Annotated in this window: 21 protein-coding genes; all 21 read left to right on the top strand. The window is 52.0% G+C overall.

From position 1 onward, the window contains the following. The first annotated feature begins 8 nt into the window (after window positions 1-8). The 21 genes from VFG09_04045 (at window position 9) to aroA (ending at window position 23911) form a co-directional block, all read left to right on the top strand. Entirely contained in the window at window positions 9-734 is a 726-nt protein-coding gene (locus VFG09_04045; GenBank protein ID HET6514307.1) for a FliA/WhiG family RNA polymerase sigma factor, read from the top strand. Between the two features lie 97 nt (window positions 735-831). After that, on the top strand, window positions 832-2700 hold the full coding sequence (locus VFG09_04040) for a HEAT repeat domain-containing protein (GenBank protein ID HET6514306.1): 1869 nt from the start codon (window positions 832-834) through the stop codon (window positions 2698-2700). A 36-nt stretch (window positions 2701-2736) separates the two neighbouring features. Further along, on the top strand, window positions 2737-3552 hold the full coding sequence (locus VFG09_04035) for a protein-glutamate O-methyltransferase CheR (GenBank protein HET6514305.1): 816 nt from the start codon (window positions 2737-2739) through the stop codon (window positions 3550-3552). A gap of 109 nt (window positions 3553-3661) precedes the next feature. Beyond that, window positions 3662-4054, top strand: coding sequence for a response regulator (locus VFG09_04030; protein HET6514304.1), 393 nt, complete (start codon window positions 3662-3664; stop codon window positions 4052-4054). After that, window positions 4047-4436 (top strand): chemotaxis response regulator CheY, encoded by a 390-nt coding sequence (gene cheY / locus VFG09_04025; protein HET6514303.1) that lies wholly within the window; start codon window positions 4047-4049, stop codon window positions 4434-4436. The genes VFG09_04030 and cheY overlap by 8 nt, the downstream gene beginning before the upstream one ends. An 85-nt stretch (window positions 4437-4521) precedes the next feature. Beyond that, window positions 4522-6285: a chemotaxis protein CheA gene (locus tag VFG09_04020; protein HET6514302.1), complete on the top strand. Its 1764-nt coding sequence runs from the start codon at window positions 4522-4524 to the stop codon at window positions 6283-6285. Between the two features lie 11 nt (window positions 6286-6296). Beyond that, a complete protein-coding gene (locus VFG09_04015) occupies window positions 6297-7493 on the top strand; it encodes a protein phosphatase CheZ (GenBank protein ID HET6514301.1) in 1197 nt (398 codons plus the stop codon). Between the two features lie 103 nt (window positions 7494-7596). Beyond that, on the top strand, window positions 7597-8661 hold the full coding sequence (locus VFG09_04010) for a chemotaxis response regulator protein-glutamate methylesterase (GenBank protein ID HET6514300.1): 1065 nt from the start codon (window positions 7597-7599) through the stop codon (window positions 8659-8661). 103 nt (window positions 8662-8764) lie between these two features. Next, complete coding sequence (locus VFG09_04005) at window positions 8765-9244, top strand: chemotaxis protein CheW (protein ID HET6514299.1); 480 nt, start codon at window positions 8765-8767, stop codon at window positions 9242-9244. A gap of 78 nt (window positions 9245-9322) precedes the next feature. Beyond that, complete coding sequence (locus tag VFG09_04000; GenBank protein ID HET6514298.1) at window positions 9323-10843, top strand: methyl-accepting chemotaxis protein; 1521 nt, start codon at window positions 9323-9325, stop codon at window positions 10841-10843. A 262-nt stretch (window positions 10844-11105) separates the two neighbouring features. Beyond that, window positions 11106-12782, top strand: coding sequence for a methyl-accepting chemotaxis protein (locus VFG09_03995; protein HET6514297.1), 1677 nt, complete (start codon window positions 11106-11108; stop codon window positions 12780-12782). A gap of 61 nt (window positions 12783-12843) precedes the next feature. Beyond that, on the top strand, window positions 12844-12978 hold the full coding sequence (locus VFG09_03990) for a hypothetical protein (protein ID HET6514296.1): 135 nt from the start codon (window positions 12844-12846) through the stop codon (window positions 12976-12978). A 61-nt stretch (window positions 12979-13039) separates the two neighbouring features. Then, a complete protein-coding gene (locus VFG09_03985; protein ID HET6514295.1) occupies window positions 13040-13255 on the top strand; it encodes a hypothetical protein in 216 nt (71 codons plus the stop codon). 3 nt (window positions 13256-13258) lie between these two features. After that, on the top strand, window positions 13259-15295 hold the full coding sequence (gene uvrB / locus VFG09_03980; protein HET6514294.1) for an excinuclease ABC subunit UvrB: 2037 nt from the start codon (window positions 13259-13261) through the stop codon (window positions 15293-15295). Window positions 15296-15656: 361 nt separating this feature from the next. Further along, window positions 15657-17465, top strand: coding sequence for a translational GTPase TypA (gene typA / locus VFG09_03975; protein HET6514293.1), 1809 nt, complete (start codon window positions 15657-15659; stop codon window positions 17463-17465). A 127-nt stretch (window positions 17466-17592) separates the two neighbouring features. Next, window positions 17593-18177: a hypothetical protein gene (locus VFG09_03970; protein ID HET6514292.1), complete on the top strand. Its 585-nt coding sequence runs from the start codon at window positions 17593-17595 to the stop codon at window positions 18175-18177. Between the two features lie 213 nt (window positions 18178-18390). Next, window positions 18391-19467: a prephenate dehydratase gene (pheA, locus tag VFG09_03965; GenBank protein HET6514291.1), complete on the top strand. Its 1077-nt coding sequence runs from the start codon at window positions 18391-18393 to the stop codon at window positions 19465-19467. Continuing rightward, the gene (gene hisC / locus VFG09_03960; protein HET6514290.1) at window positions 19460-20536 is read left to right on the top strand and encodes a histidinol-phosphate transaminase; all 1077 of its coding nucleotides are present in this window, start codon (window positions 19460-19462) and stop codon (window positions 20534-20536) included. Before pheA ends, hisC begins: the two co-directional genes overlap by 8 nt. Before the next feature lie 129 nt (window positions 20537-20665). Beyond that, complete coding sequence (gene aroF / locus VFG09_03955) at window positions 20666-21691, top strand: 3-deoxy-7-phosphoheptulonate synthase (protein HET6514289.1); 1026 nt, start codon at window positions 20666-20668, stop codon at window positions 21689-21691. Window positions 21692-21698: 7 nt separating this feature from the next. Continuing rightward, on the top strand, window positions 21699-22547 hold the full coding sequence (locus tag VFG09_03950) for a prephenate dehydrogenase/arogenate dehydrogenase family protein (protein HET6514288.1): 849 nt from the start codon (window positions 21699-21701) through the stop codon (window positions 22545-22547). A gap of 26 nt (window positions 22548-22573) precedes the next feature. Then, window positions 22574-23911: a 3-phosphoshikimate 1-carboxyvinyltransferase gene (aroA, locus tag VFG09_03945; GenBank protein HET6514287.1), complete on the top strand. Its 1338-nt coding sequence runs from the start codon at window positions 22574-22576 to the stop codon at window positions 23909-23911. Window positions 23912-23929: the final 18 nt, after the last annotated feature.

Genomic DNA, 23929 nt, shown 5'->3' with positions numbered 1-23929 from the left:
TGAGGAAAATGGTCGCAACGAAGGAAAGACTGAAGGAAGAGGAGAAGGAGCGTATTATCAATGACTTTCTCCCATTCATCAAGTATACCGCCTATCGACTCACATGGAGGCTGCCCCCTCAGCTGACCGTTCAGGATCTCATCAGCGTCGGTGTCATGGGGCTCCTCGATGCACTGGGCAGATATAAGGACAATGGGGTGAAACTCAGCACCTTTGCCGAGTACCGCATAAGGGGCGCGATGCTCGACGAACTGCGGGCCCATGACTGGATTCCCAAGAACGTGAAGAAGAAGATCGACAGCGTTAAGTCAGCATATCTCACCCTCGAAAGGGAGCTCGGTCGTTCTCCTGAGGGCGAAGAGGTAGCGGAAAGACTTGAGATTCCTCTCAACGAGTACTACCGGATACTCCAGAGTGCAAATGTTAAGGTGTCCGTGAGGTTTGAGGATTTTGGGGACAGGGCGAATGATGAAAACGGCCTCGATGTGATAGAATGCATATCCGATCCCGACGCCAAAACCCCGCTTGAGATCTGCGAAGAGAACAGAAAAAAGGAGGCCCTAGCCCGGGTCATCAGCGAACTCCCTGAGAAGGAACAGATAATACTCTCCCTCTACTATTGGGAAGAGATGACGATGAAGGAAATAGGAAATGTGATGAACCTTACCGAGGGGAGGGTGTCGCAGATCCACAATCAGGCACTCATGAGGCTGAAGGCAAAGGTAGACCTGTGAGAAAGAAGGGAAAGGCAATAGTTCCGGGACCTTTCTCCAAGCCATGGCCTGTTAAAGAATTCTCATGAGACGCCGATAAGTATAGTACCGAGGAGATATGATGATTCAATCCAAAAGACTCGTGCGACTCATTAGGGACCTTTCTCATCACAACGCGTCAAAAAGGAGGTCCGCTGCAGAGGCGCTGGCGAAAAGTGACGAAAGAGCGATTTATCCCTTGATCAAGGCCTTGAAGGATGAAAACGCTGGAGTCCAGGATGCTGCCATGCGTTCTCTCATATCTCTGGGAGGCGAGGTCACGGCGTACATGGTCCTGCCCCTCCTCAGGGAGGATGCATTCCTCAGGAACACGGCAACAATCATCCTGAAGGAGATCGGCGCACCTGCCGTCCCCCTCTTTGTCTCCTTCCTCAGGGACAAGGACCCTGACGTGCGTAAATTTGCCCTCGATCTTATCGGTGAAATCAGGGAGTGTGATTATTGCCCTGAGATCGCCAACCTTCTCCAACATGACCCCAATCCGAATGTCCGGGCATCTGCTGCAAAGGTGATCGGAGTTCTCCAATATCGGGACGCTTTGCCGCAACTCATCGCCGCACTGGGGGATGATGAATGGGTATGTTTCTCAGCCATAGAATCGCTGGCAGCGATGTATCATGAGTCGTCCCTTGAGTCCATCGAGAAGCTGCTCGAAAGTCCTTCAGATGCCCTGAGATATGCTGCAATAGAGACCCTAGGCAAGATAGGAATGACAAGGTCAGCCGATGCCCTCATCAACCACATGACAAAGGCAGAAGGATTTGAAAAAGAGGCAACGCTCAAGAGTCTGATCCAGATAGGGGTCACTCCTTCCGTGCCCGGGGGACCGGAAATGCTCCTTGAAATGTTCACGTCCGGAGACTGGGAGGATAAACGCATCGCCCTCAAAGGTCTCGTAGCGCTGCAGGAAACGAGGGCCATCTATCCCCTGATCGACATGGCCGGCTCCCTCGATCCCTCTGAGCCTGAGAATGAAGAGAGGTTGCTCCATATCAAGGAAGCCCTTCGGAGCTTTGGCTGTTCAGAATCCCTCATCGCTGTTCTGAACAACCCGTCGCTCAAATACCGGGGAAAGGCCATAGCGATCGAGGTGATAGGGGATTTGAGGTGCACTGAAGCAGTACCTCACCTTATACGGTTCTTTGAAGGAGACGTGAGGGACGTGAGGAGGGCAAGCATGAGGGCCCTCCTCGAGATAGGTGAGAAAGAGATAAAGGATACGCTCGTCGATGCTATCGATGATTATGATGGACACGTCAGGAGGATGGCAGTGGCCGCACTCGGCAGGATTGGTGACAGGGCTTCCTTTGAACCCATTCTGAAACTCCTGCTTGCAGAAAGGTACGCGGACGTAAAAGAAGAGGCGGTCAGGGCACTCCTCATGATAGATCCGGCGGCCCTCTCTTGCCATCTTCATGAATTTGACGGGTTTGTCAAGGAGGTTATCGGGAAATGCTCAGAGGATGTTGATATCCTTCTCTCATTATTGGAAGATAGAGACCTTTCGGTCAGGGTGGCTGCTCTCACCGGACTTGGGAAGATACAGGACGAAAGGGTTTGCGGCCGACTCGCCTGGGCGATGCGTGCCGCCGAACCTGAGGTGAGGAAGGCGGCGATCGCGGCGATGAGCGAGCACAACTGCTACCATGATGAGATCAAGTCGGCTCTCGCCGATGATGACCAGTGGGTAAGGATGTCCGCAGTCAATGCCTTAGGGGAGTCCTTCAGGAAAGATATGATCAATAATCTCATCCCCATGGTCGAAGACGGAAGCCTACCCGTTGTCCTCTCTGCCATCGCTGCCATATCCCGCATCGGCGGGAGAGAGGCGTTCAGCATCCTCAGTTCATTGACAAACCACGGCGTGGAAGCCGTTCGAGAAAAGGCCTGTGAGGCGATTCAAGGGTTGCGGTATGCGGGGGATTAGATCAGAGGACATGACGAGGCTGAGACAACAAGGGTTATGAACATTGTTCTTCAGGATACGACATTCAGGCAACTGCGGGATTTCATCTATGAAAAAAGCGGCATTTACGTCCCCGACATGAAGAAGTATCTCCTTGAAAACAGGTTGTTGAAAAGGGTTCAAGAGAACAACCTCAACAGTTTTGAGGACTACCTCTATCGCATCCGCTATAACAACTGCGGTGATGAGCTTGCGAGACTCTACGATGCGATAACGACGAACGAGACATTCTTCTTCAGGGAGCAACAACAATTCGATATCTTCACCGAGGTCGTCATCCCGGAGGTGCTGAAATACAAGGGTACGAAGGGATTGCAGATATGGTCTGCCGCATGTTCGACAGGAGAGGAGCCGTACACCATTACCCTCCTCCTCAGGGAGAAGAGAGCCGACGTCAGGGCAGAGATCTTTGCTTCTGATATCAGCGACGGGGTTCTCATGTCTGCCAGGAAGGCTGTCTATGGCTCTTACTCGGTGAGAAATGTGCCTGAGCCCTATCTCAAGAAATATTTCAAGGCGAATGGCCAGTCCTACGAACTCGAACCATCGATAAGGAATTCCGTCAAGTTCATGAACATAAATCTTACGGATGAAAAGAGACTGCCGTCCATGAGAAACCTTGACATCATATTCTGCCGGAATGTTCTCATCTACTTTGACGACAAGGCAAAGCAGAAGGTGATTTCACTGTTATACGACAGCCTGAGGCCGGGCGGCTTTCTCTTCATCGGCGCGTCCGAGAGCCTCCATAACCTGACCCGGGCATTCAAGCCCACCATTATCAACAAAGTGATCGTTTACCAGAGGATATAATGCTGAAGGAAGAGGGTAAAGTCACGGACGAGGGCGTGCAAAGGGGAATGGGGAGTTGGCCCTCAACCATCACTTCAGCCCAGTCTTTCTTCGTTCTTGAGGTGCTGCCATGAAGATCATGATCGTTGATGACTGCCAGACGACAAGGAAGCTGCTCGGTATCTATCTGAAGTCAAAGGGGTTCGAGATGGTCTTTGCAGAAAATGGACTTGATGCCCTTGAAAAACTGGCGACGAATGCCGTCAATATGATCATAACCGATCTAAACATGCCGTATATGGACGGCATTGAGCTGGTGAAGTCCCTCAGGGCCGATCCCCATTGGCAGGACGTTCCCATTCTCATGGTCACGACAGAGGCAGACCCCGAAGAACGGGAGCGGGCCTTTGCAGCGGGTACAAATCGGTATCTCGTAAAACCGGTCACTGCAGATATGGTTACGCAAAACATTAAAGAGATCCTGAAAAGCTTGTTTGAAAAAGGAGGTGCTTCCCATGCCTGATCTCAAAATGAAGATCCTTGTCATTGATGATTTTTCGACGATGAGAAGGATCGTGAAGAACATCCTCAAACAGTTAGGGTACGAGAATATTGAAGAGGCGGAAGACGGTCTCCAGGCTTATACAAAGCTCAAGAACGATGCCTTCGGCTTTGTCGTGTCCGACTGGAACATGCCGAACATGGACGGACTCGAACTGCTCAAGAAGGTACGGAGTGATCCTGAATTAAAGGCTCTCCCCGTCCTCATGGTCACCGCCGAGGCCGAAAAAGAGAAGGTCGTCGAGGCTATCAAGGCAGGGGTGAACAATTATATCGTCAAACCCTTTACCGCTGAGGTCTTAAAGGAGAAGATGGACAAGATCTTCGAGAAACTGGGGAAATAAAGGAATAAGGTTGAGAAGTACGGTTAAGGCAGAAAGAAGCCATTCTTAACTTGACCGTAGTCTCGATCTTCCTGAGGAGTAGGATATGCCGGATGAAATGGAAGAAATCATAGCCGACTTTATCACTGAGGCAGAAGAGTCCCTCGACAAGATAGATCCCCTCTTTGTCGAGTTTGAGACAAAAGGGTACGACAAAGAGATGCTCAATGACATATTCAGGAGCATGCATACGCTCAAGGGTGCTGCCGGGTTCCTCGGGTTTCAGCATATCGTCGATGTTGCCCACAGCGCAGAGAATATCATGAAAAAGTTGAGGGAAAACGAGATATCTCTGTCGCGGTACCTCATGGATGTGATCCTCAAGAGTGTAGACATGCTGCGACTCCTCATCCAGCATATCAAGCTGAAGGACGGCATAGAGGAAGATACGGTACCGCTGGTTAACGAACTGGAAGAGGCTCTGAAGAAGGCCCAGGAGCCAGGCGGACATCCTGAGACCATTGATCCCCCCGGATCAGCGAAGATACTCCCTGAAGTCGAAAAAGAGAAAGGGAGAGAGCTTGTCGACGTCCCGGTGGAAACGAAGAAAGGGGTGGCCCCGCAACCGGCCGCCGAAACTGGTGGTGAGAAGACGGTGGCTGAGCGAAAGGAATCGCTCCAGACGCTGAGGGTCGATATCAACAGGATCGACAACGTTATGGACCTGACGGGAGAGGTCGTCATGGTCCGTAACAGACTCCTCAATATTGTGAACTACCTCGAGACGAAATTCTCCGATGATGTCCACGTCGAGAACCTCACGGATACCGTGAACTTCCTTGATCTTGTAACGTCTGATATGCAGCTCGCCGTCATGCGGATGAGGATGCAGCCGATCAAAAAGGTCTTCGGCAAATTCCCCCGCCTCGTAAGAGACATTGCAGGTCCCCTCGGCAAGCAGGTTGAGCTCCTGATCTCCGGGGAAGAGACAGAAGTCGACAAGACGGTCATTGAGCAGATAGGCGATCCCATGGTGCATATCATCAGGAATGCGATAGACCACGGCCTCGAATCAACAGAGGTGAGACTGGCCAAGGGAAAACCTGAAAAGGGAACGATCACGATCAGCGCCTGCCAGAAGGGAAACCAGATTGTCATCGAGGTCTCTGACGACGGCAAGGGTATCGATGTAGACAGGGTGAAGAAGAAGGCCCTTGAAAAGGCTTTGATCAGCGGGGAAGAGGCCGAGAGGATGACCGATGAGTCTGCGATAAACCTCATATTTCTGCCAGGGTTTTCCACGTCCGATGTCGCCACAGAACTGAGCGGCCGAGGCGTCGGGATGGATGTGGTCAAGACGAACATTTCAAAGCTCAATGGCTATGTCGAGGTGGCATCGAAGAAGGATGCCGGATCCACCTTCAGGATCAGTATCCCTCTTACCCTTGCGATCGTGCAGGCCCTCATGGTGCGGGTCGGCACGTCGAACTACGCGATTCCCCTTGCACCCGTCGAGGAGATCCGGAAGGTGTCGAGGAGCGAGATCGATGATGTTGTGGGGCAGAAGGTCCTTGTCATCCGGGGGAGAGTCAATCCCCTGTTCGAATTGTCCTCTCTCCTCGGCAACCCTGCCGGCTCCGACGCCGAATATCGTTACGCTACGGTCGTTTCCATTGGGGAGAGTCAGTTCTGCCTTGCCGTCGATGAGCTCCTCGGACAAGAAGAGGTTGTGATAAAGAGTATAGACGGACTTGAAACGGCATCTTCTCATATCCTCGGCGCAACGATAACGGGTGAAGGGAAAGTAGTCCTTATTCTCGATCTTGCGAGCATAGCGAGGAGTGTTAGCGGAGCAATAAAAAACCTGTAAGGAGGAGAGACATGGAGCAGTATATAGGGTTTCATCTCAATGCGAGCGAATACACGATACCAATCCTGAAGGTACGGGAGATCGTCAGCATGCCCGCCATAACGAGAATGCCTCAGGCACCGGAATATATCGAGGGAGTCACCAACCTGAGGGGGTCGGTCATTCCGATCGTCAACCTCAAGAAGCTCGTCAACCTTGGCGACAACGGGAACAGGGGCAACAAGATCATCGTCGTTGCGAGCGGCAGAATGACCTTCGGCATACTCGTGGACGGGATAACGGGTGTTATCAATATTGATGAATCTTCGATCGAGCACCCGAAAAAGTTCCTCAATGATAATGTCGAGCAGATCGAGGGTGTCGCAAAGCTGGAGGACAGACTCGTTGTGCTCCTCGATACCAAGAAACTCCTGCCATCAGAAGACATGAGCCTCTTTGAGGACGTCGTTATTGACGTGAAAGAGACTGACGGCAGCGACAGGGTCGAGGTTGTCAAGACCGTCCAGACCATGGCAGGAGAGATAAAAGTAAAGGAGCTGCATGATGCCAGGGATTTTTTTGAGAAGAGGGGAATCGATTCGAGCGATCCGAGGTATGTGATCTTTGATGACCTTGTCAGTTTCATAGAGGCTGTTGGGAACAGTGACTATGAAAAGGCCGATCATGCCATGGAAAATATCCTGAAAAAAGGACAGAGCGGCATATTCAACGAAGTGGGCAGGGTGACGAGGAAATTGCACGACTCCATAAAGAGCTTCAAAGAGGCCATCGATCCGAGACTCAAGGACATGGCGAATGTTGAGATGCCGGGCGCCATCGACAGGCTGAAGTATGTCATAGATAAGACCGAGGATGCTGCAAATAAGACGATGGGAATCGTCGAAAAATACACCCTCGGCATGGATGAACTGAGCTCCCAGATACGGAAACTGAAGGAGCCTGAGGATGCGATTGCCTATCTGAAGACCTTCAAGAACAGTCTCGAAGATGATCTCACCGAGATCCTGACGACCCAGTCGTTCCAGGACCTGACAGGTCAGACCATAAAGAAGGTCATCAAGCTCGTGAGCGAGATCGAGGAGGAGCTTGTGAAGCTGATAGCGACCTTCGGCGTCAAGATAGAGCACGGAGTGACTGCGGAAGCGATCAACCCCGAACAAGTTTCGCAGTCTGATGTCGACGACCTTTTGAAGGACTTCGGGTTTTAAGACAGGACGGTTCAAGGTCGAAGAGATAGAGAATGGATAGGGGGATAATGCGGAATGAAGGGATCAACCATACAATTATTGGTCTTTTCAATGTGACGATCACATGGTAAAGGTCCTTATTGTCGATGACTCTGCCTTTATGCGGAATGCCCTCTCCACGATGCTGTCGTCGGACCACGAGATATCGATTATCGGGACTGCGAGAGACGGAATGGAGGCTATCGAAAAGGTGAAGAGCCTGAAACCGGACATCGTGACCATGGATGTGGAAATGCCGAGGATGGACGGCATCGCCGCCCTCAAGAACATCATGGAGACGAGTCCCCTTCCTGTGATTATGGTCAGCTCCCTGACCACTGAAGGGGCAAAGGTGACGCTCGATGCTCTTGATCTGGGGGCTGTGGACTTCATCCCAAAGAACCTCTCGGACCTCTCGATCAACATTGTGAAGCTGAAAGAAATACTCATTGAAAAGGTAAAACATCTCGGAAGAAAGGGAATACCGGGGAGGGCAACAAGAGCAATTCCAAAGGTATCGGACAGGCCGAGGACAGCCGAAGTCTCCCAGCCAGTGCAGGTGAGGACTACCGGCGAACGTAGGATAAGCATCGTCTCCATCGGCACTTCGACAGGAGGGCCCCGTGCCCTTCAGGAGATCATTCCCAGACTCCCAAAGGACTTCCCTGTCCCCGTTGTTGTGGCCCAGCATATGCCGGCAAACTTCACCGGCCCCTTTGCCGAAAGGCTTAATCAACTCAGCCAGATAACCGTCAAGGAGGCAGAGGATGGAGAGCCGCTGAAAGCGGGAGTGGCCTTCATAGCTCCCGGCAGTGGGCATATGAGGGTGGCGAGGAGGAGAGGCATCGAGACGGTGATCAGTGTCTCGGAAGAGAAGGAGGAGTTCATCTATCGTCCGTCTGTGGATGCCCTGATGTCTTCAGTCGCGGAATATTTCCCAGGCAGGTCCCTCGGCGTGATCCTTACGGGGATGGGGAACGATGGGTTGAAAGGGCTCACGGCGCTGAAGAAGACGGGGGGGCGTATTTTTGCCCAGAACGAGGAGTCCTGCGTTGTTTACGGCATGCCGAAGGCGGTCGTGGATGCCGGTATAGCAGATAAGATCCTTTCTGTTGAAGAGATGGCCGGAGAGATCATTAACGCTGTTTAGACGGTCCTTCCCTAAAGTTTTTGACGTCAGAGTCCGATAAGATAGGCATGATGCTTGACGGTTTTGTGGCAGCTAAAACTCCCGTCCCGCAAAGGAGGAAGAGATGGACGCTTTGGCAGTAAGTTCGGAGATCTTGCAGTTGGTCACCTTTAAGCTCGTAGGTGAAGAGTATGCTATTGATATCCTGAAGGTCCAGGAGATTAACCGGATGGTTGATATTACGTCGGTTCCGAATACCCAGAGCTATGTGGAAGGCGTTATTAATCTCCGGGGCAAGGTCATACCCGTCATAAACCTCAGGAAGAAATTCGGGCTTGATGCGAAGAGCGCGGATTCACAATCGCGGATCATGGTCGTTGATGTCGGCACAACCGTGGGCCTCATTGTTGATTCGGTCTCTGAGGTATTACGGCTTAACTCAGACACGGTCGAACCTCCTCCTCCTATGACCGGAGGAGCGGGCTCTGAATTTATTAAGGGTGTAGGAAAACTCAAAGATAGGCTTCTTATCCTCCTCGACATCGACAAACTCCTCGGGCATGAGGAGATTGGCACGGTGACAACATTTACAACAAATAACTAACTTCGCCATTATCCGGAATACGAACTCAGGCAAAAGACAAAGAGTGCTGAGATTACGTTTATATAGGAGGAGAATTCCATGAAGATTGTGAGTCAACTGAGACTGATGGTGGCAGTGCTGCTGACCCTTACCGTGGTCAGCGTCATCATTGTTTTCCCTCAGCTTCAGAGAAGCCTGAAGGTGATACAGCTTGTCCTTGTATTCCTGAATCTCGCCATCCTGGCATTCATCTGGATAACGAGCCAGCGCAAGATAGCAAAACCCCTATCCGATCTGAACAGGGAAGTGGAGAGCCTTGCCAACGGCGATCTCCGTACTACCGTAGACTACAAGAGTGATGATGAAATAGGCCTTTTGTCGCAGAATATGAGCAAGATGGTCAGAACCTTTGACAATATGATAAACGGCATCCTCGCCTCAGCAAATAATGCCGTATCGACCGTGGATATTCTCAGAAGGCGGACGAAGAAGACTGCAGAGGGCGCCCGTGAGCAGTCAGGGCAGGCTGCCCAGATCGCCACAGCCTCCGAGGAGATGAGCCAAACGATAACGGACATCGCGAAGAATGCCTCAACAGCATCGGATACGTCCATTGAGGCGATGGACCTGGCGTCGGAGGGGAGCAAGGTTGCTGACGGCGCTGTGGAGACGGTGAACAGTGTCTATACATCCACCGTTGAACTTGCCTCGATGGTGGGGAAACTGAACGGCCGGGTGGGTGAGATCGGGGACATCGTAACGGTGATTAAGGACATTGCGGACCAGACGAACCTCCTAGCCTTGAACGCGGCGATTGAGGCGGCGAGGGCAGGAGAGCAGGGAAGGGGCTTTGCTGTTGTTGCTGACGAGGTGAGGAAGCTTGCGGAGAGGACGATCAAGGCGACGGCAGAGATATCCGAGAAGATCGGCGCGGTACAGGGAGAGTCTGAGCAGACGTCGAAGTCCATGGAAGAGGCCTCGAACGAAGTGACAAAAGCGACTCAGTACATCAGGAATGTTGGTGACTCGCTCCAGTCGATCGTGGCAGCGGTTCAGAAGGTCCGTGACCAGATAACGCAGATAGCAACGGCAGTGGATGAACAGTCTGCGGCATCCGAAGAGGTTACAAGGAATATCGAGAAGACATCGGGCATAGCAAAGAACATGGAAAAGATCTCCCAGGACGTCATGCACGAGGTCAATAAGCTGGCAGGCGTGGCTGATGAACTGAGGAACGCCACAGGCGGCTTCAAGACGAAGGGCAGCGAATTGCTGATCCTCGAACTTGCGAGGACGGACCATAGGACATTCATGGACAAGATCGGATCATGTCTGAGCGGCGACACAAGGCTCGATCCGTCTCAACTTCCGAATCACCATACCTGCAGGTTCGGCACATGGTACGACGGGGAGGGGAAAGAGCAGTGCGGCACCCTCGTCAGTTTCAAGAACATAGGACTTCCGCATGAAAGGATACACTCTCTGGCCAAGGAGGCGGTTATGGACTATAACCGTGGAGATAGGCAGAAGGCGGAGAAGATTTACGACGAGATGGAGCAGATCTCTGATCAAATCGGCAGTCTTCTAGACGGCATTAAGAGAGAATGCCGACAGCCCTGAGAACGGCGCGGAGCACGAGTCATTGCAGTATCGAGACTCGTTTTTCTCCCATGTCGTGTCCGGTATTTGTAAGACTGTTCTTCAGTGAATTAACACCATAAAAGACTGGGGATCCGGGAGCTGATGCGCGTCTCCCCAGGATTACGAAAGAGAGAGAACCATTAGGCGCAGGATACGAGGCGAAATTATTTCGCCGAACGATGAAAGAGTTTCGAAATTGTTCCGATAGGAATAAAAAATGACTGTGAAAGGAGGCTATGCCATGATTCACGTGCTCAGGGATATGGGACTCCGGAAGAAACTGTACGGCTTATTTGGGTTATTGATAGTGACAGCAGCGATATTTGTCGTATCGGTGCTCATAGCTTTTACGAGGGTCCAGGTGGGGGGAACGGTCTATGCGCAGATTGAACAGAATATGCAGACCGCCGATGATATAGCGAAGGCGAGGGTTAATTTTACCCTCACGAAAGCAACGCTCTTAACCATGATGCTGGAAAAAGATCCGGAGAAGATCAAGGGGTATCAAGATGAGATTCAGGATTTTGCCGACAGGATCGATGAGCTTCTGAATAAAATAGAGAAATCCTTAAAAGACGGCGGATTTGATACGTCCTCAGCGGCAAAGGCAAAGGAAGCGTGGACCGCCTATAAGGGTACGACGGAGAAAGACCTGGTTCCCCTCATCCTCGCGAAAAAGGTTGACAAGGCACAGGAGATCACACGAGGGATACAGGCCGAACGGTACGATGCGTTCTTAGAAGCATCGAGGAATTTGGTTGACAAGGTGAGGGCTTATGTGCCAACAATCGTGGGAGGCATCCAAAAGGAATCGAAGGTGATCAAATGGGGGTTGATAGGCTTAGGAGCACTGTACATCCTCTTCCTGGGCCTCATTGCCAAGTTTCTGGTATCAGTTGTGATCAAGCCTGTCCTCGTGATATCCGGGAAATCCAGAGTCATGGCTGAAGGTGATTTCAGCTCCTTTGAATCGGGAATTCAAGGGAAGGATGAACTGGCGATGATGGTACATGACTTTGGGGTCATGTCTGAAAAGATAACGGCGATCGTGCGGAGCATTAAGGGAGGAATGGAGCATATCCTTTCCTCATCAGAAGAGCTCTCTTCAACGGCGGAGGATCTCAGTAGAGGCGCGCAAGAGCAAGCCCTGCAGGCTCAGCAGGTGGTGGCGGCATCCACCCAGATGTCCCAGACTGTTTTGGATGTTGCAAAGAATGCTTCTCAGGCCGCAGACGCTTCGAAAAACTCCTCTGAAACAGCTGCCAAGGGAAAAGAGGTGGTCGAACAGACTGTCCACGGCATGCTTCAGATTGCGGAGAGTGTGAAGGAGGCGACAGTGACTATCGGCGAACTTGATGAGAGTTCGGCACAGATAGGGGAGATCGTGACCGTCATCAAGGACATAGCGGACCAGACTAATCTCCTCGCCTTGAATGCGGCCATTGAGGCGGCAAGAGCAGGCGAGCAGGGAAGAGGTTTTGCGGTGGTCGCTGATGAGGTGAGAAAGTTGGCTGAGCGAACAGGAAAGGCAACGGGAGATATCATAGAGCGGGTATCAAAGATTCAGGGGGAAACAAAGCGATTCGTGGAGACCATGAGGAAGGGGAGCGAAGAAGTGAACAGCGGTGTTCGACTTGCAGAGACGGCGCGACAATCACTCGAAACCATCGTAAATGCATCGTCAAGTGCAATGGATATGGTCCAGCGCATCGCTGCCGCAGCTGAGGAGCAATCGTCAGCAGCTGAAGAGATCGCCCAAAATATGCAGAGAACCTCTGAGGTCATCACTCACACTACGGAGTCAACCACTCATATTAAAGGTGCTGCCCGTGACCTTGCACGCTTAGTCACAGAGATACGGGAATACGTCGAATGGTTTAAGAGTTCGGGAGAGAAGAGGCCACATTCGCTTTCATGAGTTTTACGCGATCCGCGAGAGAAAGTATGCTTTACTTTGACTACCCTGAGCGGTCTTGCGCTTGGAGAAGAGAAAAGGACTGTCAAGGACGATAAAGAGTATTGATCCCGGCGCCACAGTGGTTGTCATTACCGATAAGGAAGGGAAAGATATACCTGTGCTCGAAGACGGGGCAAAGGTGAGCAAGGCCAGCTGATTTCTTTTGTCTTTCCGCATCGTCCCGGACTTTTCCTTCCGAAGTCTGTTAGCATATCGTCATGGTATTAATCTCCTTCAGTCATGACAGAGAAAAGGAAGGGCTCGATAAAAGGGCGTCTCTTCGTGCTTTGATTATGGTCTTTTTCAAGCTTGGCGAGGGTCTCGTTTCTGTTTTCTTCGGCCTCAAGGATGAAACCATGGTGCTCCTCGATTTCGGCGGCGATTCTTGTGTCGAGGAAGCCTCTCGAAGCCTCAGTCTCAGACTGATCTGTTGATAGATGGATTTTCAACTTTCGACCAACTTTGTTCCCAAGGGTGACCAGCCGAGGGCCATCTCTGAACTCACTAAAGGCCTCGAAAGGGGTCTGAGGCACCAGGTGCTCCTCGGTGTCACCGGTTCGGGGAAGACCTTTACCGTCGCTAATGTGGTTGCGCATGTGAAGAGGCCGGCCCTTGTTATTGCGCATAACAAGACCCTAGCCGCACAGCTCTATGGCGAGTTCAGGGAGCTCTTTCCCGAGAATGCCGTTGAATTTTTTGTGAGTTATTACGACTATTACCAGCCCGAAGCTTACATACCCACAACAGACACCTATATCGAGAAGGACGCCATGATCAACGATGACATAGACAGGCTCCGCCATGCAGCGACGATGTCCGTCCTCGAGAGGAGGGATACCATAGTCGTTGCCTCGGTGTCCTGCATTTACGGGATCGGTTCTCCGAAGGATTACATGGATATGCACCTCATCCTTGAAGAGGGGATGCGGACAGAGAGGGATGATATCCTGAACAGGCTCGTCGAGATGCAGTATAACCGTTCCGACATGGACTTCAGGAGGGGAGCCTTCAGGGTGCGGGGGGACAGTGTCGAGGTCTATCCCTCCTTCTCTCTCAATAGGGCCGTGAGAATTGAATTCTTCGGAGATGAGATCGATGCCATAGCCGAATTTGATCCCTTGACCGGCGAGGGGATGAGAAGGACCGAGAAGTTCGCCCTCTTCCCAAACAGCCATTGGATCACTCCGAGGGAGCGGCTTGAACCGGCATTGAAGAGGATAGAGAGCGAGATGAAGGAAAGGGTCGAGTATTTCCTCAGAGAGGGCAAGATAGTTGAGGCCCGGAGGATCGAACAGAGGACGCGCTTTGACCTCGAGATGCTCAGGGAATTTGGTTACTGCCACGGCATCGAGAACTACTCGCGGCATCTGAGCGGGAGAGCCCCCGGAGAGCCTCCCTTTACCCTGATCGACTATTTCCCGGAAGACTTTATTATCATGATTGACGAGTCCCATGCCACCATCCCTCAGATAGGGGGAATGTATGAAGGAGACAGGTCAAGGAAACAGACCCTCGTTGATTTCGGCTTCAGGCTCCCCTCTGCCCTCGATAACCGGCCCCTCACCTTTAAGGAGTTCGAACACAGGGTGAATCAGGTTGTCTATGTGTCGGCAACGCCCGGTCCTTATGAGATCGAAAAAGCACGGGGAAGGGTTGTGGAACAGATCATCAGGCCCACAGGCCTCGTAGACCCTGAGATGAAGGTGCGGCCGGTCTCAGGGCAAGTCGATGACCTTCTCGGAGAAATCAGGCTGAGGGCAACGAGGGGTGAGCGGGTTCTCGTCACGACACTCACAAAGAAGATGGCTGAAGATCTCACAGACTATTATATCGAACTCGGGGTCCGGGCACGGTACCTCCATTCAGATATCGATACCCTTCAGAGGGTTGAATTGATAAGAGACTTGCGGCAGGGTAAATTCGATGTGCTGGTAGGGGTGAACCTTCTCAGAGAGGGACTCGACCTCCCCGAGGTTTCGCTGGTCGCAATCCTCGATGCTGACAAGGAGGGGTTCCTGCGGTCTGAGCGGTCATTGATACAGACAGCCGGCAGGGCAGCAAGGAACATCAGCGGTGAAGTGCTTCTCTATGCCGACCAGATGACCGGTTCCATACAAAGGGCCCTTGGAGAGACCGACAGGAGGAGGAAGCTTCAGAAGGAATACAACCGGGAGATGGGGATCACTCCTGAGAGTGTACAGTCGTCCATAAAGGACATCCTGAGTTCCATCTACGAATCGGATTACCTGACGGTCTCTGTTTCAGAAGAGACGATGGATTACGGCTACGGCGAAGAAACCGTAAAAAGGCTTGAAGAGGAGATGAAGGAAGCTGCCAAGAAACTCGACTTTGAGCGGGCTGTTGTGCTGAGGGACAGGATCAAGGAGGGGAAGAAGAAGCTACTTGAGTTCGGCATAAAGGAATCGTCTGCTCCTGACAAACGAAAGAGGAAGAAGAGGATGAACGGGAAATAGGATATGGAGCCGCAAGAAATGAGATGGGGGTAAACTCGTCTCCTATCCGTCTTCTCCCCGGACCGACTTCTCGGCATGAGAATAGCCCCGTGTGATTGTTCCGACCACATAATCCTCATAACAGTCTATCATGAAGAGGCTCTTACGGTCCGCACAGGCAGACCGTCCAATAACTCCTACTCTTGCCTGCGAATCGAACATCTGCCCCGAAGTTTACGGATTATATGGCATACCCAAGGTTGCGGCCGACTCGCTTTTCTGCTCGCCATTCGATTACAATAATAGCAGTATTGCATTGTCCTGCCACAGACATTGCCTTTGGAAAACACTTGATTGACCATGAAGAGAGGATTGTCCTGTTATGAGACGTGAAGATTTACGGAATATCGCTATTATCGCCCATGTCGACCATGGAAAGACGACCCTCGTCGATGGGATGCTCAGACAGGGCGGCATCTTCCGCTCCAATGAGAAGGTGCAGGAGCGTGTTATGGACAATATCGACCTTGAGCGTGAGCGGGGGATCACGATCATGGCAAAGAACACCGCCATCCAATACAACGGCATCAAGATCAATATCGTAGATACTCCCGGCCACGCAGACTTCGGAGGTGAGGTCGAGAGGACTTTGAAGATGGTGGATGGCGTGCTTCTCCTCGTCGACGCTTCTGAAGGCCCCCTGCCCCAGACGAGGTTTGTCTTGAAAAAGGCCCTCGAACTCAGACTTCCGCCGATCCTCGTCATTAATAAGATTGACAGATCCGATGCACGAATACAGGAGGTCCTCAACGAGGTCTACGACCTCTTCATCGATCTCGACGCCACTGAGGAGCAGCTCGAATTCCCTGTCCTTTATACCAACGCGAAGAAGGGTTTTGCGAAACTGCGCATGGAGGACGATTCGGATGACCTCCAGCCCCTCTTTGAGATGATCGTAAAGACCATACCTCCGCCGGGCAGCGACAGCGAGGGGCCTTTGCAACTTCTTGTGACGAACATAGACTATGACGACTATGTGGGAAGGCTTGCCATAGGCAGGATCTTCTCTGGCACAGTGAGGGTCGGTGACTATGTCGCCATGGCAAAGAGCGATTCCGGGATTACGAGGACCAAGGTGACTTCACTATACACCTTCCAGGGTCTTGAACGGGTCGATACCAAAGAGGCCTCAACAGGCGATATTATCGCTCTTTCAGGCATCGAAGGTATAACCATCGGAGACACCATTACCGACGTCGAGACTCCCAGACCTCTTCCGCGCATCAAGGTTGATGAGCCCACCATCTCGATGGTCTTCCTCGTCAATACGTCTCCCTTTGCAGGAAGGGAGGGGAGATATGTGACATCGAGAAACCTGAGGGAGCGTCTCGAAAAGGAGCTGCTCTATAATGTTGCCATAAAGGTCGACTTTTCAGGGACCGATTCCTTTGCCGTCATGGGGAGGGGAGAGTTGCAGCTCGCGATCCTCATCGAGATGATGAGGAGGGAGGGGTATGAACTTGCTGTTTCGATGCCCGAGATCATCACCAGGGAGGCCAATGGAGTCATCCAGGAGCCCATGGAGGTGCTCGTGATCGATGTGCCCGAGGAGTATGTTGGTGTGGTGACCCAGCAGGTGGGCATGAGAAGGGGGAAGATGCAGAAGATGCAGAACAACGGGTATGGGAGGGTGAGGCTCGAATTCAGGATACCCTCAAGGGGCTTGATCGGCTTCAGGTCTCAGTTCCTTACCGATACGCGGGGAACGGGCCTGCTCAATCATATCTTCGACGGTTACGAGGCCTGGCAGGGGATGATTACAAAGAGAGAGACCGGTGCCCTTGTTGCAGACAGACCTGGGAAATCAACGATCTACGCCCTCTTCCACCTCCAGCCGAGGGGCACGCTCTTCATCAGGGAGAATACCCAGGTCTACGAAGGTATGATCATCGGAGAAAACTCGAGGGACAACGACCTTGATGTGAATGTCATTAAAGAGAAGAAATTGACGAACATCCGTGCCGCCAATGCTGATGAGGCGCTCCAGTTAATACCGCCGCACATCATGAGCCTTGAACAGGCCATCGAATTCATCAAGGAAGACGAACTGGTCGAGGTGACACCGCAATCCATACGTCTGAGAAAGAAGGTGCTGGAGGCGAACAAGAGGCCAAAGGTCAGGAGAGATTGAAGCATCCCGCTGTTATGCTTTGTTGCCTGGAGAAGTGTCTGTAGCCGGTCCCCGAACTATATGAATCATATACGTTAAAGGTTCTTCCCCTTCGGGACGATAAGAGATAGAGACGCATCGAATCGCAATGAGAAAAATCCCTTTGATAGCTGCCATGGTGCTGTTATGGTTGTGGATTTGTCCAGGAAGGGCTTCAGCCATAACGCTGGAAGAGGCAAGAAACCTGATCCTGGAATACGCCGATGCCGAGGGTGTCTCTCAGGCAGACCGAGCAAAGGCCCTTGATTCCCTCAAGAGGCTTTCAGAGGTCATTCCTCCTGAACAGGCATACAAGATCGTTTTTGCTGCCCTTCAGACGAGAAAGTCCGTTGCTCCTAAGAAAGAGCGCGAGACAGAGAATCGCCAGGGACCGGACAAAAAGAGCGTTGATACGCATTCTGCTGACACCAATGACGCACCGTCAAAAAGCACTGAAGTGCCTGCAAGGGCGGATCAGAGAGAAGATAAGCCGCCTTCGCGGACAGCGAACAAAGAACATGATGTCAGGTCGTCGGGTGAGAAGATGCACGAGAATTCCGTTGCTAGCAAAAAGTCTGAGAAATGCTGGATCATTGAGAATTCCTTGAAGGGCAATAGGGTCAAACCTGTTCCAATCGTAGAACCTGTTCTCATCAGGCCTGCCTTGGGGATAGATGAATGCGCACAAGAATAAGGGGCCTGAATCTCAGAAAATGACTTTCCGCGTTGAGCGCACGGCGTATGGTCGACAACCTTCAAAGGTACCGCGATATACGTTTTGAGCAGCCTGAAGATTAGTACATAAAACTCCTTGAAAAAATTGAGAAAAGAGCTGTATAGTATTATTTTGGTGAGGGATTCGACGATGGTAGCGTGATACCATTTCCCGTGATAACAGGAATGTACTGTGAGTGATCTGAAAAGACTCAGAGACGAAATCGACAGCATCGATGACAGGCTGCTCAGCCTTCTCAACAGGAGGGCTAAAATTGTCCTTGAGATCGGCCGGATCAAGAGGCGAGAGGGTACGAGTTTCTATTCTCCCCTCAGAGAGAGCGAAATCCTTCAGCGACTGACCTCGACAAACAAGGGACCCTTCCCGAATGATGCGCTCAGGATACTCTTCCGTGAGATTCTCTCAGCCTCACTTTCCCTCGAAGAGCCACTGAAGGTCGCATGCCTCGGCCCCCTTGCCACCTTTACTCACCTCGCTGCAACGAGATATTTCGGCACTTCAGCCAGCATCATACCCGTTGAAGGCATCAAGGAAGTCTTCGAGGCGGTCTATTCAGGACAGGCTGAATATGGGGTTGTGCCGATCGAGAATTCGAATGAAGGCGTTGTGAGCTATACCCTCGACATGTTTATGGATTTCGAGCTCACAATCATCGGTGAGGTGATGCTCAAGATTTCCCATAACCTCCTCTCAAAGAGCGGGGACAAGGCAATGATACGAAAGGTCTACTCTCACCCCCAGGCGACGGCACAGTGCAGGAAATGGCTCGAGAAGAACCTCCCTGCCATCCCCGTCCATGAGACAGTAAGTACTGCGAAGGCTGCTGAAATCGCCTCAAGAGAGAAAGACGCTGCCGCTATCGCCAGCGAGCTTGCAGCAAAGATATACGACCTCTGGTTTGTCGAGCACAGCATTGAGGACTCCAAGGACAACTACACCAGATTCCTCGTTATCAGCCGGGAACCGTCGAAGAGGACTGGCAAGGATAAGACCTCGATCATGTTCTCGACGAAGGACAGGCCCGGCGCCCTCTTCCATATCCTCGAACCTTTCAAGGAGGCGAAGATAAATCTCACGAAGATAGAGTCACGGCCGTCAAAACGAAAGGCATGGGAATACATATTCTTTGTCGACCTTGAAGGTCACATGGTTGACAAGAAGCTGAAGAAGGCAATAGAGAGGGTGAGAGAGCATTGCCTTTATCTGAAGATCCTCGGCTCCTACCCTTCAGGTGAGATCAATGGTTAGACCGCCGGAATACGTTTCTGCAATTAACCCCTATGTGCCGGGAAAGCCCATAGAGGAACTCGAGAGGGAGCTTGGCATCAGGGGTTCGGTAAAGCTTGCATCGAACGAAAACCCTGTCGGGCCTTCGCCGCTGGCACTGGAGGCCATAAGAGGCATTTCAGGAGAGCTGAACCGATACCCTGACGGGAGCGGTTATTATCTGAGGAATGCACTTGCTGAGATGCTCTCCGTCAGGCAGGAGAATGTCATCCTCGGAAATGGCTCCAACGAACTCCTCGACATTGTTGTGCGAACATTCATGAAGCCGGGGGACAATGCTGTTATGGCTCATCCTTCATTCGTGGTATACCACCTTGCAGTCCAGGCCCTTGGTGCAAAGTCTATAAAGGTCCCCCTGAGAAGTTATACCCATGACCTCACTGCGATGCTTGACGCGGTCACAGAGAAGACAAGAATCGTCTTTATCGCGAACCCGAATAACCCTACGGGAACGATGAACAGAAAAGGGGAATTCGACGGGATGATGGAAAAACTGCCCGACAACGTTCTCGTGGTGATGGATGAAGCATACTACGAATATGTCTCCGATCCTGAATATGCCGACAGCATGAAATGGTTTGGCAGGGGAAAGGACATCCTCATCCTGAGGACCTTTTCGAAGATATACGGCCTGGCAGGGTTGAGGATCGGTTACGGTATTGCCGGGAGCGAGATTATCAACGAGATGAATAAGCTCAGACCGCCTTTTAACACGAGCACCATCTCACAGGTAGCGGCACTGAACGCGTTGCGGGATACCGGGCACGTTGAAAAATCTCGAAGGATCAACGAAGAGGGAAAGAGATATCTCTACGGAGAGCTTGAGAATCTGGGACTTCCCCACGTCCTGACAGAGGCGAATTTTGTTTACCTCCCCGTTCAGGACGCCCCGGCTCTTTATGAGAAACTGCTCCGCCTCGGCGTTATCGTGAGACCGATCGGACCCGATGCACTACGGGTGACAATAGGACTGCCTGAAGAGAACAGGCGGGCTATAGAAGCACTGAGACAAATCATAACCACCAGGTAGTTTGTGGTATGCAGGAGGGGGGTCTCCACCCCTTTCTCCAGGTAGGGATAAGAGACTCTGGATAATGCCCTCACCCTCTTCCCCTTGGGAGTAACTGCGTACTCCTTACTCCTGAAATCCGGAGGAACCATGGACATTATAGTACTAAAGCCGGGGGCATCCGATGATGCCTTGAAACATTTGCTTAAGAAACTCGAAAGCAAAGGGCTGACAGCGAACGTGTCGAGGGGCACGGAAAGGACGATTGTCGGCGTTATCGGTGACACCTCAAGGATCACGGAGGAAGAGGAAGATGCCATACGGGCGATGACCGGCGTCGAGAATGTAATGAGGATCATCAGGCCGTACAAACTGGCGAGCAGGGAGTTTCAGTCAGAGAATACCGTCATCGATGTGAGGGGAAGGACTATCGGTGGGAAGAAGGTCGCCGTTATCGCCGGACCCTGTTCAGTCGAAAATGAGACGATGATCGTCAGCATAGCAGAGGAAGTGAAGGCGGCGGGCGCATCATTCATACGGGGCGGCGCATTTAAACCGCGCACTTCTCCTTACGCATTTCAAGGCCTTGGCGAAGAGGGGCTCAGGTATCTCGCGGAAGCAAGGGAAAAGACCGGTCTCCCCGTTGTGACGGAATTGATGGACCCGAGGGACCTCGGCACTATGGTCGAATATGCCGATGTCATACAGATCGGAGCAAGGAACATGCAAAATTTCAGACTGCTCCTGGAGGTCGGCTCTGTCAGGAAACCGGTCCTGCTGAAGAGGGGGCTCTCATCCACGATCAAGGAATGGCTCATGTCGGCTGAATACATCATGTCGCGAGGCAACCATGAGGTCATCCTCTGCGAGAGGGGAATCAGGACCTTCGAGACAGCGACGAGGAATACCCTCGACCTCAGTGCAGTCCCGGTCCTGAAAGGGCTGACCCATCTGCCTGTTGTCGTAGACCCCAGCCACGGCGTCGGAAAGTGGGATCTCGTCCCGGCAATGGCGAAGGCCGCTATTGCGGCTGGTGCTGACGGTTTGCTCCTGGAGGTCCATTCCAACCCCGAAGAAGCGATGTCCGATGGAGAGCAATCCCTAAAACCAAGGGACTTTCTGAAATTGATGGAGGAATTGAAGCCGGTAGCCGCTGCAGTGGAAAGAGAGATATAGAGACCCAATGTTCTTCAACAAGGTCGCCATCCTCGGTGTCGGGCTCATCGGTGCGTCTCTGGCCCTTGCTTTAAGGAACAAGGGCTTGTGCAGATCTGTCCATGGTTATGGCAGAACCGAGGAGAATCTGAGGCGTGCCAGGGAGAGGGGGATAATAGATGATTACAGCATGGATGCAGACAAGGCATGTGACCATGCTGATCTTATCGTCCTTGCGACACCTGTGGGTTCCTTTCATACCATTATTGGAGAGGTGCGTGGCTCTCTCAAAAAGGGCGCGGTCATAACGGACGTGGGGAGCGTGAAGGGCAGCATGGTCCATGAATTGGAGAGCCTTGTCCGTGAAGGAACATACTACATCGGATCCCATCCCATAGCAGGAAGCGATAAGTCAGGTATCGATGATGCGAGGCCGGATCTCTTCCGTCAGGCACTCTGCGTTGTCACCCCCACCGAAACCACCGACAGTCTTGCAAGAGACAGGATTATCTCCTTGTGGGAGAGACTCGAAGGCAGGGTTGAGGTTATGGACCCTTATAGGCATGATGAGATATTTGGCGCGGTAAGCCATCTGCCACACATTGTCGCCTATGCCCTTGTCAATACCGTTGATACCTTTGATCCGGGATGTATCGGTTACGCAGGACAGGGCTTCAAGGACACTACAAGAATTGCAATGAGTTCCCCTGAAATGTGGAGAGACATTGTGATCTTTAACAGGGACAACCTCATAAGGTTGACAGGGATGCTGAGAGAGAATCTCGACAGAATCGCGACAATGCTTGAGAATAAGGACGCCGCAGGCATCGAAAGGACCTTTTCCGAGGCCCGTGAATTGAGGAAGGGCATAGAGTAATAGAGTAGGTCTTGAGTCGAGATCGGATGGATCGTAGAACGGTAGAGAGAGTGAAGAGTCTGAATGGAGAGATTTCCCCCCCGGCGGATAAGTCGATCTCTCACAGGGCAGTGATGTTTGCTTCACTGGCCGAAGGTACGAGCAGGGTGAGGAACTTCCTTCGGGCTGCAGATCCCATAAGTACCATAAATGCCTTCAGGCTGCTTGGCATAGACATAGAAGAAGTGTGGGGAGGGACGGGGGGACTGGAGGATGAACTCATCATCCATGGTAACGGGTTGTATGGTCTGAAAGAGCCCTTTGACGTCATCAACTGCGACAATTCAGGCACCACAATACGACTCATCTCGGGCATCCTTGCCGGAAGCCCGTTCTTCTCCGTTCTGACGGGAGATGATTCCCTGAAACAGAGACCCATGGGAAGGGTGATAAATCCTCTCAAAGAAATGGGCGCCGATATTTCGGGAAGGGGGGGAGACAAATACCCTCCGATTGCTATCAAGGGGAAGGTGCTTAAACCTGTTCAGTACAGAATGCCCGTCGCCTCGGCCCAGGTGAAATCCTGCCTGATCCTCGCGGGTCTGTACGCCGACGGTAAGACTGTTATTACGGAACCGTACAAGTCGCGTGATCACACGGAAAGGATGCTCAGGTCCATGGACGCAGCGATCAAGGTGGAAGACCTGACCGTCACGATAGAAGGCGGTTCAAGGCTAAGATCCTGTGACACGACCGTTCCTGCCGATTTTTCTTCGGCGGCCTTCTTCATTGCTGCAGCCCTCATCGTCCCTGATTCAGAGATCCTGATCAGGGGCGTAGGGATCAACCCGACAAGAACAGGCATCCTTGAAGTAATAGCGCGAATGGGCGCTGACGTTCGACTGAGTAATGAACGGGAAGTGTCTGGCGAACCTGTGGCTGACCTTTACTGCAGGACCGCAGGCGGTCTCAAAGGGACAACGATCGGGAAGGAAATGGTGCCTTCCATTATAGACGAATTCCCCATACTCTGTGTCCTGGCCACGCAGGCTGAGGGTATTACAGAGATACGGGGGGCAGAAGAACTCAGGGTGAAGGAATCTGACAGGATAAGGGCGATGGCAACAGAGTTGAGGAAGTTTGGCGTCGAACTTGAAGAGCATCCTGACGGAATTTCGATAAGAGGGAGGAGTCCTTTGCGTGGCTGTGAAACCGAGAGCTACCGTGACCACAGAATAGCAATGTCCCTCTCCGTGGCGGGACTGATTGCAGACGGAACCACAGTCATTAACAACGCATCCTGCGCGGATGTATCCTTTCCAGGGTTCTATGAGTGCCTGAAAAACCTCGCAAAGGGTTCTGGTCTGAAGGGGAATGATGGTTAGCATCTTTTATCTTATAGT

It is taken from the genome of Thermodesulfovibrionales bacterium, assembly GCA_035686305.1.
Classification (GTDB): domain Bacteria; phylum Nitrospirota; class Thermodesulfovibrionia; order Thermodesulfovibrionales; family UBA9159; genus DASRZP01.
This window is presented reverse-complemented; position numbering and strand designations above follow the sequence as displayed.

Coding starts and splice junctions, on each gene's coding strand:
- VFG09_04045 (HET6514307.1), top strand. CDS start 9: ATGGTCGCAACGAAGGAAAGACTGAAGGAAGAGGAGAAGGAGCGTATT.
- VFG09_04040 (HET6514306.1), top strand. CDS start 832: ATGATGATTCAATCCAAAAGACTCGTGCGACTCATTAGGGACCTTTCT.
- VFG09_04035 (HET6514305.1), top strand. CDS start 2,737: ATGAACATTGTTCTTCAGGATACGACATTCAGGCAACTGCGGGATTTC.
- VFG09_04030 (HET6514304.1), top strand. CDS start 3,662: ATGAAGATCATGATCGTTGATGACTGCCAGACGACAAGGAAGCTGCTC.
- cheY (HET6514303.1), top strand. CDS start 4,047: ATGCCTGATCTCAAAATGAAGATCCTTGTCATTGATGATTTTTCGACG.
- VFG09_04020 (HET6514302.1), top strand. CDS start 4,522: ATGCCGGATGAAATGGAAGAAATCATAGCCGACTTTATCACTGAGGCA.
- VFG09_04015 (HET6514301.1), top strand. CDS start 6,297: ATGGAGCAGTATATAGGGTTTCATCTCAATGCGAGCGAATACACGATA.
- VFG09_04010 (HET6514300.1), top strand. CDS start 7,597: ATGGTAAAGGTCCTTATTGTCGATGACTCTGCCTTTATGCGGAATGCC.
- VFG09_04005 (HET6514299.1), top strand. CDS start 8,765: ATGGACGCTTTGGCAGTAAGTTCGGAGATCTTGCAGTTGGTCACCTTT.
- VFG09_04000 (HET6514298.1), top strand. CDS start 9,323: ATGAAGATTGTGAGTCAACTGAGACTGATGGTGGCAGTGCTGCTGACC.
- VFG09_03995 (HET6514297.1), top strand. CDS start 11,106: ATGATTCACGTGCTCAGGGATATGGGACTCCGGAAGAAACTGTACGGC.
- VFG09_03985 (HET6514295.1), top strand. CDS start 13,040: ATGGTATTAATCTCCTTCAGTCATGACAGAGAAAAGGAAGGGCTCGAT.
- uvrB (HET6514294.1), top strand. CDS start 13,259: ATGGATTTTCAACTTTCGACCAACTTTGTTCCCAAGGGTGACCAGCCG.
- typA (HET6514293.1), top strand. CDS start 15,657: ATGAGACGTGAAGATTTACGGAATATCGCTATTATCGCCCATGTCGAC.
- VFG09_03970 (HET6514292.1), top strand. CDS start 17,593: ATGAGAAAAATCCCTTTGATAGCTGCCATGGTGCTGTTATGGTTGTGG.
- hisC (HET6514290.1), top strand. CDS start 19,460: ATGGTTAGACCGCCGGAATACGTTTCTGCAATTAACCCCTATGTGCCG.
- aroF (HET6514289.1), top strand. CDS start 20,666: ATGGACATTATAGTACTAAAGCCGGGGGCATCCGATGATGCCTTGAAA.
- VFG09_03950 (HET6514288.1), top strand. CDS start 21,699: ATGTTCTTCAACAAGGTCGCCATCCTCGGTGTCGGGCTCATCGGTGCG.
- aroA (HET6514287.1), top strand. CDS start 22,574: ATGGATCGTAGAACGGTAGAGAGAGTGAAGAGTCTGAATGGAGAGATT.